This is a genomic window from Ancylomarina subtilis (assembly GCF_004217115.1).
Lineage (GTDB): Bacteria > Bacteroidota > Bacteroidia > Bacteroidales > Marinifilaceae > Ancylomarina > Ancylomarina subtilis.
The window spans coordinates 118,574-138,794 of the sequence record NZ_SHKN01000003.1 but is presented as its reverse complement, the minus strand read 5'-3'; the positions used below and the strand labels follow the sequence as shown (position 1 = coordinate 138,794).

Genomic DNA, 20,221 nt, shown 5'->3' with positions numbered 1-20,221 from the left:
CAACTATAAATATGATCTCAATTCACACAATTCGTACTGTCGCTAAATTTGAAACCCGAACCTTACTTAGATCCTGGTTTTTCAGGATATTTGCAGGCTTATCAATCCTTTTCGTTGGAATTTTTAATATTGCTGCTTTTGTAGAAGGTAGTGATTCGCCATGGATTTTTAGAGCCTTACCTGCTGCTATCCCTTATGCCAACCTAATTATTCTCAATTTAGGACAAGCAATTGTAGCCATATTTTTAGCCTCCGAGTTTTTAAAACAGGATAATAAAAACGACTCCGTTGAGGTTATCTATGCAAGATCGATGACCAATAGTGAGTATATTCTTGGAAAATCTTTTGGAATAATCACCGTTTTTATCATTCTCAATATCTTGATTCTATTGATGGGGATTGGCTTTTCTTTTTTAAGTAATGAGTCTTCTCAAAGTGTGCTGCAACTCTTATATTACCCCCTTTTGATTTCAGTACCAACCTTGGTTTTTATACTTGGTTTGGCCTTCTTTTTTATGACGATATTGAAAAATCAGGCCATCACCTTTATCATCCTTCTAGGTTATATTGCGCTCACTATTTTTTATCTGAATACAAAATTCTATCACATCTTCGATTATATCGCCTATCAAGTGCCAATGATGAATTCCACGATTGGGGGCTTTGGAAATCTTACTGAAGTCATCATACATAGGGGAATTTATTTCTTCTTAGGAATAGGCTTCATCTTCTTTACCATCTCAAAATTGAATCGTTTACCCCAATCCAAACGCTTGGTTTCTTTACCAATTTATTTGGCTTTACTGGCATTTCTTTGCGGTGGTGGATTAATTTGGAAATACATCAATATAAAAGTTGATAATGATTCATTTAGGCATAAAGTTATAAGTTTAAATAACAAATACCTCTCATATCCGAAAGCCGAAATTAGAGATTGCCATATCGATTTAAATCACCTAGGTGAAAAAATATCAGCAGCAAGTAAACTCAAACTTTACAATTCATCAAATTCAGAATTAGATACCTTACTCTTTAGCTTAAATCCTTCTTTGAAAATTACTTCTATTACCGAAAATAATAAAAAGCTGGAATATAAAAGAGAGACTCATTTGCTCAAAATCGCGCTTTCTAATAAATTGAATAAGGCAAAATATACCGAATTGGTTATTTGCTACGAAGGTTCAATCGATGAAAGAATCCACTTTCTCGATCTTAATCCCAAGCTTGTAGAAGATAATTTCAATGCAGTCATGTTCAGAATAAGGAAAAGATTTTCTTATCTACAGAACAACTTTGTTTGTCTAACGAATGAAGCTCTGTGGTATCCCATTTCGGGGGTAGGCTTTGCCTCTCTCAATCCTGTTTTGCATTCTCCTGATTTCACAAATTTCAAACTAAAAGTTCATACAAAAAACAATCTAATACCTATTTCACAAGGGAAACGAACAACTCTTTCAGATAGCGTTTTTGAATTCCAACCCGAATCAGCACTTCCAAAAATCAGTTTGTTGATTGGAGATTATCAACAATATCGTACAACTGTTGATTCTATAGAATATTCTATCTATTCCATCAAAGGGAATCAATTTTTCCTGCAACATTTTGATTCAATACAAGATAGTTTACCCTCATTAATACGGGAATTGAAAAACGAATACGAAACGAAGTTGGATTTAGAATATCCATTTAAGCGATTCGCTTTAGCCGAAGTCCCCATTCAATTTGCACTTGATAAACACATTTGGTCTATCAGTAGTGATGCAGTCCAACCTGAAATTATTTTTTATCCTGAGAAAGGTGTTTTAATGAAGGAAACAGATTTTAAAAAGAGAAAAAAACGATTTGAAACACGGATGAAGCGTGACAATGAAGAAGTCTCGGATGAGGAACTCCAATCACGAATGTTCAAACAATTTGTCCGTAGCAATATAATGCCCTCTGCAACAGAATGGTATCAATTCAATAGTATTGATAGAAACACCTACTCGCCATTTCCAAACTATTATGGCTATTCAACACAATTAAGCTCACCAGATTATCCGGCATTGAACATGGCTTTGGGAGTTTATCTGAAAGAAAAGAATGTCACATCACAATCGTATTCTCGATGGCGATTCGATGGAATAAGCAAAGAAGAACGGATTAATCTGGAGTTGAAGAAAGCATCTCTTCAAGACATTACAAGAACAGGTTTGAAACCTTCAAATAAAAATGAAGAACAAATCTATCTGAATGATATCCTGCAAGCCAAAGGCATACATCTTTTTTCATTACTCAAAGCTCGCTATGGAGAGGCGAAATTTAATACTTTAATCAAATCTTATATCGAAAATAACAAACACAGAAAATTCAGCTTTACAGACTTTGATAACTTGATAAAACTCAATTGCGGTAAATCGATTGAGGAGGATGTGAAAAACTGGTACACCACTAATAAACTACCCGGATTTCTAATCAAAGATCTCCAAACCTACAAAGTAAAAGATGGTGATCACATCAAATATCAAATTCGATACAAAATTTCAAACCCGGAATCGTCTGATGGAATAGTCACGGTTAGTGTTGAATTGAATGATCAAAACGGAAGACGAAATCGCCGAAATCAAGGGAATTCAAAACCACCCTTTTCTAAATCTATTTTCATTCCTGCAAATTCAGCTCGTGAAATCGGTTTTGTTTTTCCTTCTCAACCAAGCAGAATGAATATCTCGACTCACATTTCTGAAAATTTACCTAATAGTCTGGTTTACGATTTCAGTACATTTTCGGAAACGAAAAAAACAAAGTTTTTCAATGATGTAAAGGATTGTGAGGCATTTGAAGGCATTCTTGCCGATAACGAATTTGTTGTTGACAACGAAGACAAAGGTTTCGAATACGTTCAGGTATCAAACAAAAGTTCTTTGAAACAATGGATAGATGAAAACCGTATTTCAACTCACGAGTATTCTCGTCTGCGTACATGGAACCCGCCTAATGAATGGAAAAATGTTCTTCGTTCCGGCTTCTTTGGAAAATATGTTCGTTCGGCCTTTTTTACAAAATCAGGACAAGGTGATCGTTCCGCAACTTGGAAAGCAGATCTCAAAAAGGGGGCTTATTACGATGTATTCTGTCATATCGAGAAAGTAAGTGGATATAGCCGAAGAAGGCAACAAAAAAAGACGGATTATAATTTTAAAATCTATCACGAATCCGGATTCGAAGAGATTAATAAGAGTGATCAGGAATTGGAAAATGGATGGAACTATCTGGGAACTTATTTCATTACACCAGAAACTTCAAAAGTTGAATTAACCAATAAATCCAAAGGAGCTTACCTTTTTGCAGATGCAATTAAGTGGGTCGAAAACAAGTAAATAACCAGAAACTATATAAGGCATGATCAAAACGAAACTACAGCTTGTATTAATGAAGATTTTAATATGTGCAGGAGCAATTCTATTCAGCTCCCTAAGCTCTCAAGCTCAAAAAGAAATTACTCTTGATGAAGCTCTTTTAATAGCCTTTTCGAACAGTCCCGATATTAAAAAATCGAAAATAAACATGGAGCAAAATAAAGAACGCCTAAATGCTCAACTCGCTTCATTACGATCACGTTTCACTCTTGACATTACTCCTATAACCTATGACAAGACAGAATCTTACAACGAATATTTTTCGAAATGGAATACCTCCGAGAATAAGGGTTCTAAAGGAATATTTACGGTTTCACAACCCATAAAATTATCTGATGGGCGTTTATCCTTAAGTAATGAATTTGGCTATCAGGATAATTATTCTGAAGCAAGTACTTCGAATTATGCCGGATACAACAACTCGCTTTACATTCAATACGATCAACCTTTATTCACATTCAATAAAACAAAGATGGATTTGACTCGTAATGAGTTAAATCTGGAAAATGCTACCCTGTCCTACTCCATACAAATGCTAAATATGGAAAAACAAGTAAATCAAGCATTTTACACGATATATCAAAAACAAATGGCTTTAAAAATTGCCGAGGAGGAGTTTGAAAATCAGAAAGTTAGCAAAGAGATTATTGCCAGTAAGGTTGAAGGCGGTTTATCGGCTAAGGAAGAACTTTATCAGGCCGAATTAAATTATGCGACCAGTAAATCCAACTTAGATAACAATCGGGTAGAACTTGAGAATGCAAAAGATGAATTTAAACTCCTCTTGGGAATCTCTCTATACGAAGATGTTGCGGTGCGTACAGATATTAAATATATGCCTGTTATCGTAGATCTCGAAAAAGCAATTCAAAACGGTTTAAGCCAGAGATTGGAATTGACTCAGCGACAAATCGATTTAAATAATGCCCATTTTGATCTGATTGAGACCACTGCACAAAATGCTTTTAAAGGAAACGTCAATCTTTCGGTTGGCCTGATGGGAAATAATGAGGAATGGCGGAAAGTTTACGACAGACCGACCAAAAGTCCCCGAGTTGGAGTCACCTTCTCTATCCCAATTTTCGATTGGGGAGAGAGAAAAGCTCGAATTAGAGCTGCCGAACTTGAGATCGAAAGTCGCGAAATAGATATGAATAGTTTAAAAAACGATATCACGATCAACATTCGAAAGATCTACCGAAATTTGAAAAACCTGGTACAGCAAATCGAAATTGCTGAGCAAAATCAAAAGAATGCTGAACTGACCTACAACATCAATTTGGAGCGCTATAGAAATGGGGATTTGACGAGTATCGATTTGGAACGCTTCCAAAATCAGCTTTCTGAAAAGAAAATGAACCTTGCAAACTCGCTAATCAACTACAAACTTGAACTGCTGAATTTGAAAATCCAATCCCTTTGGGATTTCGAACACAACAGATCTTTTGTTCCTCAGGAGTTACAAGAAAATTTGATCAAAGACTAATCACCAATTCAATCATGATATACCATACAAACGCCATAACAATGAAACGAATCGCCTTCTTAATTTTAAGTCTTGCCATCCTTTTAGCCTGTAACGATAAGGCAACTGATCTCAATAAAGACATCGCTGTACAGGTTTCTGTAAAGGAAGTTGCAACTAAAAGTATCGAAAAATTCATCAGCACAACCGGTACCGTAAATCCTGTAAAAACAGTAGATGTAAAAAGTGAAGTTGCAGGAAAATATCACTTGAAAATTAACCCTGCAACAGGACGAAAATTTGCTTTGGGTGATTTTGTAAAAGAAGGAACTGAAATCATTGCATTTGAGGACAAGGAATACGAGAACAATATCAAAATCAAATCTCAGGAATTAAGTTTACAAATTTCTCAACAAGGGTTCGATAAGCAACAATCTTTATATGAAAAAGGAGGCGTCACACTATCTGATGTGAAAAAAGCTGAAATCGACTTGATAAATGCAAAATACGCATACGAAGATGCCCTATATCGTTTAGCTAAATTAAAAATCAAAGCGCCCTTTTCAGGCACAATTACGAGTCTAAACCACTACACAGAAAATACGAGGGTTGAAGCTGCTTCACCTCTATTCGGTATTATGGATTACAGCAAGCTTCTTATGGAAATTAATCTTGCCGAAAAAAATATCGCTTCGGTTAAAACGGGTCAGAAAGTTAAGATCGTGAACTATACCATTCCTGGTGATACCCTAAGTGGTGTATTGGCCCAAATTTCACCTGCTATAAACTCAGAAACCAGATCGTTCAAAGCGGTTATCAACATCAATAACTCCAAGCTTTTATTGCGTCCAGGAATGTTTGCAAAAGGTGAAATCATCGTTGCAAAAGCCGATAATTCAATTGTTATTCCTAAAGATATCATCTTAAGCAAACAGAATGGGAATATCGTATTTGTGGTAAACAAGGGTTTGGCTGAGGAAAGAGTTGTTCAGTTTGGATTAGAAAATCCTAAAGAGGTTCAGATCGTTTCTGGTTTGGAAGAAAAGGATCGTTTAGTTATTAAAGGTTTTGAAACCTTAAGAAACAGATCGAAGATTAAAATTGTAAAATAGGCTTGTTATTTTGAAATCAGCACCTTCTCAATTCAAAATAGCATAACAAACTATTATAAAGTCTTACAAAATGAAGAAAATAACTCAATTTTCGGTCAACTATCCAGTGACAGTATCCATGATCATTATGGCGATATTGCTCTTGGGATACGTCTCGCTTGGCAAGTTAAACGTTGATCTGTTTCCAGAAATGAATGCGCCACGCATATTTGTGGAAATAAAGGCAGGTGAACGTCCTCCCGAAGAGATCGAAAAACAATTCATTGAGGCCATCGAAGCACAAGCTATTCGTCAGAAAGGTGTGAGTCAGGTTTCATCCGTTTGTATGGTCGGATCGGCAAGACTTACAGTAGAGTACACATGGGGAAGTGATATGGACGAGGCTTTACTTGATTTACAAAAAACACTCTCTTCGTATAGCCAAAATAGCGATATTGATGAATTTACAATCACTCAACACGATCCCAATGCTTCACCAATTCTGATAGTCGGTATGCTGCATCCTGAAATACAGGATATGAATGAATTGCGTAAAGTGGGTGAGAATTATATTCGCAACGAACTGATTCGATTAGACGGAATTGCGGAGGTTGAGTTAACAGGTGCTCAAGAGAAGGAAGTTCGTATCGAAACCAATCAATATTTACTTGATGCTCACAACATAACTATCGATCAGATTGTACAAAAGATACAAAGTCTCAACCAAAATCTTTCGGGCGGAAGCATTGTGGAAATGGGCACCAAGTATATTATAAAAGGGGCTGGTTTAATCCGAAACATCAATGAAATTGAAAACGTCATAGTAGGAACTAAAACAGATTCACCTCCATCAAATACAGAAAAACAAGCGCTGATAAAAGGAAAAGTACCCATCCTTCTAAAAGACATCGCAAAAGTGAGTTTTGTTGCTAAAAAGGCTCAAAACATTGTTCGAATTAATGGTATTAGATGTATCGGTTTATCCATTTATAAAGAAACCGGATCGAATACTGTACAAGCGGTAGAGGATTTTGAAAAGACGATGGTTTCCATCAAAAAAGCCTTACCGGGTTACCAATTTATCACAGTTCAGAACCAGGGGCAGTTTATTCAAAAAGCTATTGATGAAGTCGAAGAAACCGCTTTACTTGGTGTCCTGATTGCCATTTTGGTTCTCTTTGTTTTCTTACGTAGAATAAAAGTAACGGCTATTGTCAGTTTTGCAATCCCCGTTTCTATCATTGCCACTTTCAACCTCATGTATTTCAATGGACTCAGTCTAAACATCATGACTTTAGGAGGGCTGGCTCTTGGTGCTGGAATGTTAGTTGACAATGCGATTGTCGTTATTGAAAATATCTTCCGGAAAATGGAATTGGGTCTATCCGTAAAGGATGCTGCCATTGAAGGAACCTCCGAAGTTGGCGGAGCCATTGTGGCTTCAACACTAACCACCATAGTCGTTTTTCTTCCGATTGTGTATATGCATGGGGCTTCAGGAGCCTTATTTAAAGATCAGGCATGGACGGTTGCATTTTCACTTATAGCCTCTCTTTTTGTGGCTATCCTGATGATTCCAATGCTATTCCACTATGCTTACAAAGGAAAAAGGAAAAACATCAAATTCAAATCAGTGAAGATTGGTTGGTACGGCGTCCTACTTAAGAAATTACTCAGTAAACGAGTTTTAATTATTGGTGGGGCAACAATTCTTTTAATCATTACAGGCCTCATCCTGCCTTATGTAGGCAATGAATACCTGCCTAAAGCTGGTATTGGCGAGTTCAGTCTTAATATCGAACTGAAAGAAGGCACACAGCTTGAAAGAACCAGCCAAACCGTAATCGCAATAGAATCCATGCTTAACCAATCTATGGGAGAGCAATTCGAAACAATTTATAGCCAAATAGGCCCGGGAAGCAGCTCATCAACAGACAAATCTGTATTCCAGAATGAGAATACAGCCAATATTAAAATTCGTCTTAAAAGTGAGTATCTGGCTCAATCCGAAAGTATCCTGAATCACGTCAGCACCTTAATCGCTGGAATTCCGAATGCTGAAATTACAATTGTTCGAGACGAAACAGCCTTGCAATCAACCATTGGAACCGAGAATGCCCCAATTGAAGTTGAGGTAAAAGGGAAAGATATGGAAATCCTGGAACGACTTTCAAATGTAGTTAAGGATCGTTTAAATCAGGTACCCGATTTAACGAATATCAAAACCAATATCGAAGAAGGTGCTCCTGAAGTTGATGTTGTGATAGATCGTTACAAAGCTGGAATTTTTAATTTAAGTACCGAGGCCATTACCAATCAGCTTCAAGATATACTAATGGGAAAAAGTGCTGGGAAATTCGAAAAAGGGGGTGAGATGAATGATATTAATATTCAACTACCAGAACATAGCCTATCCGAATTAAATACCATTGGTATTAAAAGTGGCAATGCTGAAATTCCTCTTTACGAGCTGGCTCATATCAAGAAATCCTCATCGCCTAAGCAAATGCTCAGACGAAACCAGACTCGAATAGGAAAGATTAGTGCCGATATTCAAGGATCAGAAGCATTTGATCAGGTTATTGATAAAATAAACAGCAAACTCAAAGGTATCGATTTACCACAAGGCTATCAGGTGAACCTGATTGGTGAAGAACAAAAACGACAAGAAGCACTCTCAAATTTAAGTTTTGCACTGATGCTTTCTATCATTTTGGTCTATATGGTTATGGCGTCACAGTTCGAATCATTAATACACCCTTTCACCATACTCTTAACCATCCCATTGGCTGGAGTTGGTGCTGTTTGGGCCTTCTTCCTTTTGGGTATTCCCATGAATATTATGGCCTATATTGGGATTATTATGCTGGGAGGCATAGCCGTCAACGACTCTATTATTCTGGTTGATGCCATTAATCAGTTTAAGCAACAAGGAGAGCCCTTAATCAATTCAATTGTCATGGCGGGTGAGAATAGGATTCGACCTATCATCATGACAAGTATCACAACTATTTTGGCCCTGCTACCCCTTACCATTGGCTTTGGTGAGAGTGCAGCCTTAAGAGCTCCAATGGCCATAGCCGTTATTGCAGGTTTGATTACCTCAACATTACTGACTTTGGTGGTTATTCCATGTGTTTACTATGTGTTCGATAGAATACAAAACTATTTTTCAAGATCAGTAAACGCAGAATAAAAATCAACGAAGCTAATCAAAGCCTGATACTAAAATCTGAACAGAAATGAATTTCATTATAAAACGAAAGGTTTTAATCGCAATGCTCTTCACCGGACTTAGCATGTTGGGGGTCTTCTCCTACAAGCAACTTCCGGTCGAATTAATTCCCAATGCCCAGCTTCCGATGCTCTTTATTCAGGTTAGCGCGCGTCAGGAAGTCGATCCTCGCTATATGGAAAACCAAGCCATCATACCGCTTGAAGGGATCGTTGGAAGTCTTGAGGGGGTTGAAAAGATAACATCTACTGCCGGACAGCAAAGCGGTAATATTCAGATCTCTTTCGAACAAGGAACCAACACGAAATATGCTTATCTGAAACTTGCTGAAAAGGTTGAGCAAGCAAAAAAAGATCTTCCTAAAGAATTCATGGTTCAGGTTGTGAAATTCGATTTAGAACAACTCACCAATATGTTCATGAATATTCAGGTTCGTGGCAGTGGAGGAGTCGATCGTGTTCGACAAGTCACTCAGAATGAGATACTGGATCAGATTAAAAATATAGATGGTATAGCGAATGTTGCCATTTTTGGTGGACGTGAAAAATCGATTGAAATTTTACTTCGCGATGATGTTTGCAAAAGTTACGGCATCAGTCCATCACTGGTTCGCTCAGCTCTTAGCCAAAATGACAGTAAAAGAAGCTTTGCAGGTAAGGTTATCGAGAATAACAGAATGCACTTTGTTAATGTGGTTTCAGAATTTACTGATATAACAGATATTCACGAATTGGTTGTAAAGGAACAAGGCAAAATCAAACTTAAAGATATTGCCGATATTCATTTTGGTGTAAAAGAACAAAACTCATATAGTCGCGTCAATGGGAAAGAAGCCGTTACGCTGCAATTGACCAGAGATGCACAGGCGAATATTATTGACTTGTCTGAGACGGTTATTGAAAAGATTGCGGAACTTAATCACGAATTAGAAAACAAAGATGTGAGTATTGTTGTCCAATCCAACAGTGCTGAAATCATGAAAACCAATATCGATTTAATTATCGAATTAGCGCTGGTAGGTGGCTTACTGGCCATCTTTGTTCTATGGATTTTCTTGAAAAATATTCGTTTAGTTGTCGCCATTGCTTTGGCTATTCCCATCTCAGTTTATACGGCATTTAACTTTTTCTATGCCTATGGCATCAGCATTAACACCTTAACCCTTTTAGGAATGGCTCTTGCCATTGGTATGTTGCTCGATAATAGTATCGTCGTCCTCGAAAATATATATCGACTGGCAGCTAAAAAAATTGATGCCGATACGGCGGTTATTCAAGGCACTAAAGAAGTATGGCGTTCAATATTTGCAGCCACACTGACGACCATAACCGTGTTTCTGCCCTTTTTGTTTTCTTCAAACTTCATGATTGGACTGATGGGAAAACACATTGGTGTTTCCATTATTTCAACGCTTTTGGTTTCATTAGTCGTCGCTCTGCTTTTGATTCCTATGATTACGCATACGTTTCTAAAACGTAAGGGTAAAAGCCGTCCTGTAAATTTCGAAAGCATCTCGCTTCATAACCGATTGGTTCAAATCTATCTGGTTCTTTTAAAATCTTGCATGCGATTCCCTGGAAAAACAATTCTGGGGGCACTTGGGCTATTTTTCATCACACTCTTAATCAGCTTAGGCCTGAGCTTTATGTCAAAAAACGAAGCTGAAATAAAGGACATCAAGCTCTATGTAACACTTCCGGGCGGCACCACTCTCAACAATACGGATCTTGTTATTAGAGAAGTCGAGAAAAATCTTGAATCCCTTGAAGAGAAGAAAGATATCACGAGTCAGGTTTACGAAGAAGAGGCCGTCTTAAGCATCTCATTAGTCGATGACTATCGTGATATACTAAACCGATCTATTCCGGCCATTAAGAAAAATATATTAGAACGTCTCGAAAATATTCCACGAGCTTCATTCAGCTGGGAAGCACCTGCAAAAGGGCGCCGATTTGGTGGCGGCGGTGGTGATTTTGGCGGTGATAATCCTTTTATGGGAATGCTGGGCCTGGGAACACAAAAAGAGAAACTCGTTATTAAAGGACAGGATTTCGACAAGATGTTAGATCTGTCTGAAGATCTTCAATATTATCTGGAGCAACTCTCATCTATGGAACAAGTTTCAGTAAAAATACCCAGTAAGCGACCAGAAATGCTTCTTGAGATGGATAAGCAAATTATGGCGATTTACGATATTCCTGTCAACTCCGTTTTATCAGAGTTAAACTCATTTCAGAAGGAATTTTCAAGCGGCGTGACCTTCAAAGATGGAACTGACGAATACGATATCGTCATAAAAACACAAGGAGAATCAAGTCAGGAAACACGAGATGCAAAAGATTTGAGAAAACTGACTGTTAAAGGAAACCAGGGGGCTGAGTTTGAATTGCAAACCATCAGTCAACTCAATTTCACTGATGGTTTATCGAGCATTAAACGAACCAATCAGGAGAAGCAATTGGAGGTTGAATATCAGTTTATTGCTGAAGTCAATGATGAGAAAGATCTCCTAACAGCTGCACGAGTTGAGGTTGATGAGCTTGTAGAGCGGATGAATCTGCCTTCAGGCATTGCCATTGAAATCATACACGAAGAGAACCCCTTGGACGAGTTTGGCTTTCTCTTTCTGATGGCTTTTATTCTCATCTTTATGATTCTGGCATCGGTATTCGAATCTTTTACCATGCCCATTGTCATGATGTTTTCTATCCCAATGGCTGCAATTGGCTCATTGGTCGCTCTTATTCTGACCGGGACTTCACTTATAAATGCCAATGTGTTTACAGGCTTTATTATCCTTTTGGGAATCGTGGTCAACAACGGAATTATCATGATCGATTATTCCAATGTTCTGCAGAAACGAGGCTATAGAGAATCTCGTGCACTTATTATGGCTGGTTTGGCACGTATCCGACCTATTCTCATTACCGCTATCACAACCATAATTGCACTGATGCCACTGGCACTTGGGCGAGCCGAGTATGTTACTGAAATTGGTGTGCCATTTGCCATCACCGTCATTGGTGGTTTAAGCTTAAGTACCGTTCTAACATTGGTATTTATACCTACGGTCTATGCCGGATTACAAACCAGCCTCACATGGCTACGGGGTCAAAAAATATGGGTTAAGGGCATTCAGTTTACCTTCTGGATTTTAGGAACTTATTTCATCTATACCGAAGTTGATAGTAAAATATGGCAAATCATCGCTTTCCTTGTTTTACTTCTGTCTGTACCCGCCTGCATTTATTTCATCTCGGCCAGCTTACGAAAGGCCAACGAAGAACTGATTGCTCCTGATGAAGCCTTGCATATTGAAATTAAAAACCTGGTAAAAATTTACGATTGGGATAATCGATTTACACGCGAATGGAAATCAGGACTCAAAATCAGAGAACGCCTTGGTTTAAAACAAGCTTACCATTCAATTCATGATTTTGTCGTCCTAATCTGGCAGATTCCTCTGATCGCTTTTATGGTCTTTTTCATCTTCTACCACATACAAATTCAGATCTGGGTGCTTATTTTGTCCATCCTTTTCCAAATCATGTTATTGAGTTTCATAAAGCCAATCATGGCCTATCGTGATCATCTAAAAACAGAGGCTAAAAGCAAGTGGATTCAATTCCTCATTTCTGTGAGTCAGAAAGCTATTTTTTGGTTTTTCCCTCTATTTGTACTCTACTATGCCTATCAGAAATACGATCTTATTGGGCTGCTTATTCCTATCGCTGTCATCTGGTATCTGGCTCTGACGATTAAGCTTTCTTCTGATAAAATTTACCGTGATAAAATCAATATCAATAGACTAAAAGGGCGTTTTAGTGGCCTACGTAAAAACTTCTATCGCTTTGTCCTGATCATACCGGTTATCGGGAAAAAGAAAGTCCCCTTTAAGGCAGTTAAAGGCATATCCCTAAATATAGGAAACGGTATGTTTGGTTTATTGGGCCCCAATGGAGCAGGTAAATCCACACTCATGCGAATCATTTGCGGCATACTGGAACAAAGCTATGGGCAAATCACAATCAATGGGATTGATGTTCGTGAGAAACGTGAAGAACTGCAAGGATTGATCGGCTATCTTCCTCAGGAATTTGGAATGTACGAAAATATGACGGCATGGGATTTCCTCAACTATATGGGAATCATCAAAAAATTGAAAAACAATAAAGAAAGACACGAACGCATTAAATATGTTTTAAGTGCCGTACATATGCTCGATCAAAAGGATGATAAAATTGGTTCATTCTCTGGTGGTATGAAACAAAGAATCGGTATCGCTCAAATTCTACTCCACTTACCGCGAATATTAGTGGTTGATGAACCTACTGCAGGTCTCGATCCTCGCGAAAGAATTCGATTCAGAAATCTTCTGGTCGAATTAAGTCAGGATAGAATTGTGATCTTCTCCACCCATATTATCGAAGATGTGGCCAGTTCGTGTAACCGAGTTGGTGTTGTGAAAAAAGGAGAACTTAAGTATCTGGGAGAGCCCGTTCATATGGCTGGTATTGCTAACGGAAAAGTATGGGTGCTGACGGTTTCAACGGAGGAGTTTGAACAGTTAAAAGCTGAGCATGTCATTATCCATCATATGAGGGATAAGGATCAAATTCGTGTTCGTTGTCTGTCAGATGAAAATCCGGGCTACGGTGCCATAAGCACAAAAGCCAATCTGGAAGATGCATATCTCTGTCTGTTGAATGAACAAGATGCTTCGACTCCACTCAGCAAGCATAATGTTAAAGGATAAAGGAAAAAAGGATAAAGATTAAAGTTAGATGGTTTAACTCACATCTAAAATCTCATATTTATGAAAGGAATAGAACAAGTAAAACTCATTCGCGATTTTATACGCTACAATGTCAAGATTATATTTGCCAATAAGTTCATCTATTTTCTCATTGCAGCCTTTGCCTTTTTCCTAATGGTCACAGGCATTATGCTATTTTCCGATTCGAGTCCCGAAGAGGCAGATATCTTTTCAACGTTGCTATTTCCTGGGATACTGATTTTGTTCTATCCCGTTATCTACAACATTCAATCTGACAAGGATACCCGTATGCTCGAGATCATATTCGGTATCCCCAATTACCGTTACAAAGTCTACCTGGTGCGTTTTTTACTCAGCATCATGCTCTTGCTGGTTCTCATAAGCTTCATGTCGTGGATTGTGGTGTTTACCATTATCCGGATACCCGTTTTTCATATGGTCTACGAGCTGATGTATAGCCTGATATTCTTAGCGAGTTTAGCTTTTTTACTGGCCTCTCTCATCAAAAATGCCAGTGGAGCTGCCGTTATCATGGTTATTATTGGTTTGATCTTTCTGATTCTTGCAGAACCCTTGGAATCGAGTAAATGGAATATCTTTTTAAATCCATTTGATGTGCCTAGTGATATGAGTTACGCCATTTGGCAAAATGTGCTCTATCAAAACAGAATGATGTTGGTTGTGGGATCAGTCGTCTCTATTCTTTGGAGTTTAATCAACCTACAGAAACGAGAGAAATTTGTTTAAATCTCAAACAATAAAATGGGAGAATTTTGAAATTCTCCCTGAATACGTTCCAATCTAAGCACATCAAAAAAAATGAGAACTCTCTCAATTTTGCATGTTCATTTCTCTAACATGAGCACAAACAGCATCAATTTCTTTGGTAAACGCATCAAAATCGATTTGCATCCCATTTATATAGGCACTCCAACCAGCTGATGCTTTAGCATAGTGCATGGTTTCCTGAATCTCCTCATCAGTAGCCCCATTTAGTTTGGCCAACATGGTATGAAAATAAATACAATAACGACATTTAGAAACCGCTGAAATACCCAAGCCTATAAGTTCCCGCTGTTTCCCATCAAGACTCGCCCCTTCGAGCTGTACCGTTTTAAATAAACGCCATTCCAATTCCAAACTCGCATCAGGAATTGATTTAAACATACTGGGAACAAGTCCTAGCATCTGTTCCATCTCCTCATAAATCTTACTTCTCTCCATAATATCCTCCCACATTTTAAAAGAATAAAGTTACGGCTTTCACGTGCCTAAGTCAATATACAGACTGATTCTAAATAAACATAAGCACAACTATTTACCAGACATTTAACAGCAATAAACATGAAAGCCCATATTCCATTCACCAGTTTAAGATATTCATTTACCAAAGCCCCCATTAAGAAATGAAACCCAAAGGATCATAGTAAAAAAAATACTGAAACAGCTCTTATTTAGAATGATCGAATAAATAAAAAGCTCAACAAAATGAATTGCTGAGCTTTTAAACAAGATTAATGAGGGGTTATACTACTGAACACTCACCTCTCTGTGCCAACGGTTGATGCCTCCTTTTAAATGTGCTGTTCTGTGAAAACCACTCTTTTGTAAGTAGTTTCTCACTTGCTTACTTCTGAAACCCAAGTGGCAAAATACAACCAAATCTTTATCTCTTGGTAGGGTACCCATTTTCTCAGGGATTTGCCCCATAGGAATGTGAATGGCATTTTCTATCCCACCCTGAGCCAGCTCATGCGATTCACGAATATCGATCAGTAGAATATCATCTCGCTTTTCCATTTCGCTGATTAATTCCTGTGGTGTATAACTTGTTTTGGGAGCATTATTGTTTGAGAAAAATAACATAGTCTATAATTTTTAAATGAAACACTTTTTCAAGCCTCTGCGGATCTTTACAATATCATTCCGGCTTGTTCTAACAAATATAGAAAAATTCATGAGCCTTAAAGTTGATATTGAGAAAAGTTGAGCGAATTTCTGACTTAAATTCTGTTAAAGCAATAGAGAAATATTTTGCTTAAGCCGATTAAAATAAGAAACTGAGACTCTTAAAGGAAAAAGAATTGATAAATATGATTCAGCCTGTAAGCTCCGAATATAAAGGATTTAGTTAACTAAAACCATACACACATCACAAAGAAACAAAGCCCTAGATATCGAAAACTATAAAATATAGTTATATAACTAAACTTTATAGTTATATTTGATTTAAAATATTTCCATTATGAAGAAGCTAACACAAAAGGAAGAAGAAATTATGCAGTTGTTTTGGGCAGAAGGTCCCATGTTTGTCAAAGATCTTCAAAAGAAGTATCCCGATCAGAAATTGCATTACAACACCCTGTCGACTATGGTAAGAGCTTTGGAAGAAAAAGGCTTTATCTCGCATGAGACATTCGGTAAAACACATCGTTATTTTGCTGCAATTAGCGAAGCCAATTATCGCAAAAAAACCTTGGGAAATGTCGTTCAAAAATACTTCGACAACTCGTACCAGCGCGTGGTTTCCATGTTTGTTGAAGAAGAAAATCTGTCGCTTGACGAGCTTAAAAAGCTGATTAAGGATATCGAAAAATCTAAAAAAAGCTAATTATGCTCATCTTCATAAGCTATATGATAAAGGTTGGTATCAGCCTGGCATTCTTTTATATGCTATACAAGCTATTACTAAACAGGGATGCCAATCATAAATACAAAAGGCTAACACTTTTACTATCGATATGTGCGGCCTTTGCCATGCCTTTAGTGGCGCATTTGATTCCGGCAAACGAAATCAGATCTGCTCCCATACAAAAGGTGCGAGAATTGATTGAAATGCCTTTGACCGAAACAGCTGTTATCAGTCCTAATCAAAAACAAACACTAGCAGAGACATCTGAATCTATCCCAATAAACTGGACCGCAATCGTCTATTGGTGCATTCTAAGTCTGCTTGGTGTCCAGTTTTTTCTCTCATACCTAAGTATTTTAAAATGGCTTAGAAAAGCCACCATAAAGCCCTATAAAGATATCCTGATAGCCATTGTTAGCGATACCATACAGGCATTCTCCTTTTCGAAATACATTGTGCTTTCGAAACAGGATTACGAACAGAATAAAACACCGATTCTTCTGCACGAAGAAGCACATATCCGATTGCATCATTCATTTGATGTGATCCTAATCGAACTGATTTGTTATCTGCAATGGTTCAACCCCTTTGCATGGTTACTTAAGAAGGAACTCAAACTGGTTCATGAATTTCAGGCCGATCAGGCCGTACTCAACACTGGCATCGATGCAACACAATATCAACTGTTGATTTTAGAAAAAGCTGTAGGCAAAAGACGTTTTGCTTCAGCGAATCATTTCAAACAAGGTTCAATTTCAAAACGATTAAAAATGATGAAAAAGAAACAAGTTAAACGATGGGGCGTTGCAAAGGCACTACTCTTTTTACCCATGGGGCTTCTGCTCTTACAGGCCTTTACGCAGCCCGAAATCATTAAGAAAGTCAATACACTACCGCCTCTTATTGTTCAAGCAGATAGTAGCCAGATTTGGCTAAGTCACTGGACTCCCGAAAATCTGCCACAAAACAATCAAGTGATCACCAAACTGGCTAATATGGCAGAAAAGGGGACGGAGTCTGGCCAATCCCGAATAAAGGCAAGAAATGTTCTGAAAATATTGCAAAACAGACGAGACGCCTATCTTGTTAACGGAAAAATCGCAACACAGGATGAAATTCCCGCAATTGTAAAATGCTTTGTTCAGGGTAAAGACTATTGGGGGAAAACCGGACCTGAAGGTCAGGAAATGAGTTTTGGTGGAAACAAGACCCAAATTAACAAAGGCGTAATTGTTTGCGGATTCGACAAAGAAACAAGTAAGGAAGGCCTGAATTTCACCATGAAAGCCATAGGGAAAGCGTATCTACAAGTCAGAGAAGAGAAAGCAAAAACCTTTTTCAACAAAGCTTATTTTGATCTAAAAGGATCGGAACGCAGCTTCATCGATAAAATCGTTCCCATTCACATTGCAAAGCTCAAAAGTCAAAGTACAGCAGGCTTAACAATGAATCTGAAAGTCTCACCCAATGGTATCTACTTTGACGATAAACCTTGCCCTCTTGATCAATTGGCAAATCGGATCAAACCCTTTGTAAAGAAAACCCCGAATATGGTGCTAAAATTGTTGGTTGATGTTGAACTCAAAATGGGTATTATCGACGACGTGAAAAAACAATTGACTCTAGCTGGCATCAAGACACTGAGATATGAAACATACAAAGACGCTAAATAAAAATCATTAAAAAAACGAGCTTATAAAAAGCTCGTTTTTCATGAATTAAACCTTCAACACAATGCGATATCTGGCCTTTCCCTCTTCCAAATGTTTCATGGCCTCGTTCACTTCAGACAAAGGAAACTCTTCCACCATAGGGTAAATATCATGACGAACACAAAACTCCAACATCTTAAGTGTGAGTGCCGGACTCCCCAATGGACTACCTGCAACCGATTTTTCACCCATAATCAGCGAAAAAGCAGGTATAGCCATCGGTTCTAAAACAGCACCTACCGTATGCAATCTCCCCTTAGGTCCGAGAGCTGATAAATAGGCATTCCAATCCAAACTCACATTGGTGGTGTTCAGTATAAAATCTAAACAGCCCGCAATGCTTTCTAATTCATCAGGATTTCGCGAATCGATCACTTTGCTTGCCCCCATGGAGAGTATCTGCCTTTTTTTATCCGGATTTGAGCTAAAAGCGATCACCTCACAGCCCCACTTGTTCAGGAATTTTAAAGCCATATGCCCCAGTCCACCTATGCCAATAACGCCTACCCGATCGGTGGCTTTTACACCCGCTAAAATGATTGGATTAAAGACCGTAATTCCACCACAAAGCAAGGGACCGGCTTTCTTCATATCGATACCCTCGGGAAGTGAAATAGCCCAGGACCAATGCCCTCTGACGTAATCAGCAAAACCACCATGTCGCCCAACAATAGTCCCTTCTACTGAATTGCACAGATGATGACTCCCATCCATACATTGTTTACAGTGCATACAGGATGCTGAATTCCAACCCAAACCAACTAAATCACCCAGTTTGAGCGTTTTCACATTCTCACCTACAGCTGCAACCTCGCCCACTATTTCGTGTCCGGGAACAAAGGGGTATTTCGTCATGCCCCATTCATCATTCAACATGCTTAAATCAGAATGACAAATACCACAATAATGCACCTTGATATCCACCTCATCCTTGCCGAGTTCAGCTAATTCGTACTCAAAAGGTTTTAATTGTCCTCCTGCCTCGCTAGCAGCATACGCCTTTACTTTTTTCATAACAAGCTGTTTTTAAAATGACTTTATTATTTCGACTCACATGCCTCCCAATAATTTAAGTCTTTAGAAACAAAGCCAATGAGTCTGAAAATCCGATTCATTCAATTTACCGAAAAAAGTACGAGGAATAAAAAATAATTGACAGGCTGAACGTTTTCCTAAACGAATTCGGTCCTGAACAAAGCCTAAATGCGGAAAAGAAAAAAGACCAAAATCAACTGTCTGCATCCTCGAATTTACAAGCCGAAAAAATGCACAAACTTATGTTAGACAAATAGAGATGCGAGTGCAACTTTCCGACGATTTTAGAACCCATTTTTGGCTGCGGGAGCCAAATTTTCACCCGTTTTAAACTCATTTTTAGGTGAAAAAACTCAAGAAATAGGTTAAAATGTCAAAGAAAACGATGCGGGAGCAATTCTCTCACGTGCGAGACTCACTCTCGCACCATTTTTTGAGCATTTTCACATGCGAGAATCGCCAAAAACATGTGGGATGAGGATTTTCATGTGAAACTCCGGAGTTTCGAATGCGAGAATCAATAAAAAGCATGAAAGCTTGACATTTTCACGTGAAACTTTCACTCTCGCACGTGAGAGAATGACTCTCGCACTATAAAATGAGGATTTTTAGGCACGAGAATTCACCAAAATAAGCCTGAATCTTTATCTATCCCTTTAAATACGGGCATTCTTGTAAAACAGCATCTAAAAGGAAGAAAAAAATATGGCTCAACAGAAAGTCAAATTCTTAAAATGAAAATATTGACCCGAAAAATTAAGTCTAACTTATTGTTAATTATTAGCGACCTGTTTTGCCTGGATGAGATCAGATTTATAAGTTATATATAAAGAAAAATAGAATATCAATTAGCGATTTTAAAAAAAATGACTACTA

The 20,221-nt window shown here is 38.0% G+C and carries 11 protein-coding genes; 8 read left to right on the top strand and 3 right to left on the bottom strand.

Annotated elements, in window-relative coordinates:
- Positions 1–11: 11 nt before the first annotated feature.
- From EV201_RS13845 to EV201_RS13820, 6 genes are all read left to right on the top strand, one after another.
- Positions 12–3,359, top strand: coding sequence for a golvesin C-terminal-like domain-containing protein (locus EV201_RS13845; protein ID WP_130308240.1), 3,348 nt, complete (start codon positions 12–14; stop codon positions 3,357–3,359).
- Positions 3,360–3,411: 52 nt separating this feature from the next.
- Positions 3,412–4,884, top strand: coding sequence for a TolC family protein (locus EV201_RS13840; protein ID WP_130308239.1), 1,473 nt, complete (start codon positions 3,412–3,414; stop codon positions 4,882–4,884).
- Between the two features lie 41 nt (positions 4,885–4,925).
- Complete coding sequence (locus tag EV201_RS13835; RefSeq protein ID WP_165389668.1) at positions 4,926–5,975, top strand: efflux RND transporter periplasmic adaptor subunit; 1,050 nt, start codon at positions 4,926–4,928, stop codon at positions 5,973–5,975.
- 70 nt (positions 5,976–6,045) lie between these two features.
- A complete protein-coding gene (locus EV201_RS13830) occupies positions 6,046–9,150 on the top strand; it encodes an efflux RND transporter permease subunit (RefSeq protein ID WP_130308237.1) in 3,105 nt (1,034 codons plus the stop codon).
- A gap of 46 nt (positions 9,151–9,196) precedes the next feature.
- The gene (locus EV201_RS13825; RefSeq protein ID WP_130308236.1) at positions 9,197–13,945 is read left to right on the top strand and encodes an efflux RND transporter permease subunit; all 4,749 of its coding nucleotides are present in this window, start codon (positions 9,197–9,199) and stop codon (positions 13,943–13,945) included.
- A 60-nt stretch (positions 13,946–14,005) separates the two neighbouring features.
- Positions 14,006–14,713, top strand: a complete 708-nt coding sequence (locus tag EV201_RS13820; RefSeq protein WP_130308235.1) for a hypothetical protein — start codon at positions 14,006–14,008, stop codon at positions 14,711–14,713.
- An 84-nt stretch (positions 14,714–14,797) separates the two neighbouring features.
- Here the strand turns inward: EV201_RS13820 and EV201_RS13815 are convergent, their stop codons facing one another.
- On the bottom strand, positions 14,798–15,190 hold the full coding sequence (locus tag EV201_RS13815; protein WP_165389667.1) for a carboxymuconolactone decarboxylase family protein: 393 nt from the start codon (positions 15,188–15,190) through the stop codon (positions 14,798–14,800).
- A gap of 306 nt (positions 15,191–15,496) precedes the next feature.
- Positions 15,497–15,832, bottom strand: coding sequence for a rhodanese-like domain-containing protein (locus EV201_RS13810; RefSeq protein ID WP_130308233.1), 336 nt, complete (start codon positions 15,830–15,832; stop codon positions 15,497–15,499).
- A gap of 379 nt (positions 15,833–16,211) precedes the next feature.
- On the opposite strand from EV201_RS13810, the gene EV201_RS13805 reads away from it, so the two are divergent.
- Together EV201_RS13805 and EV201_RS13800 are read left to right on the top strand one after the other, a co-directional pair.
- Entirely contained in the window at positions 16,212–16,577 is a 366-nt protein-coding gene (locus EV201_RS13805) for a BlaI/MecI/CopY family transcriptional regulator (RefSeq protein ID WP_130308232.1), read from the top strand.
- Positions 16,578–16,579: 2 nt separating this feature from the next.
- Positions 16,580–18,271: a M56 family metallopeptidase gene (locus EV201_RS13800; RefSeq protein WP_130308231.1), complete on the top strand. Its 1,692-nt coding sequence runs from the start codon at positions 16,580–16,582 to the stop codon at positions 18,269–18,271.
- A 45-nt stretch (positions 18,272–18,316) separates the two neighbouring features.
- Here EV201_RS13800 and ahr read toward each other — a convergent pair whose 3' ends face one another.
- Positions 18,317–19,324: an NADPH-dependent aldehyde reductase Ahr gene (ahr, locus tag EV201_RS13795; RefSeq protein ID WP_130308230.1), complete on the bottom strand. Its 1,008-nt coding sequence runs from the start codon at positions 19,322–19,324 to the stop codon at positions 18,317–18,319.
- Between the last annotated feature and the right edge of the window lie 897 nt (positions 19,325–20,221).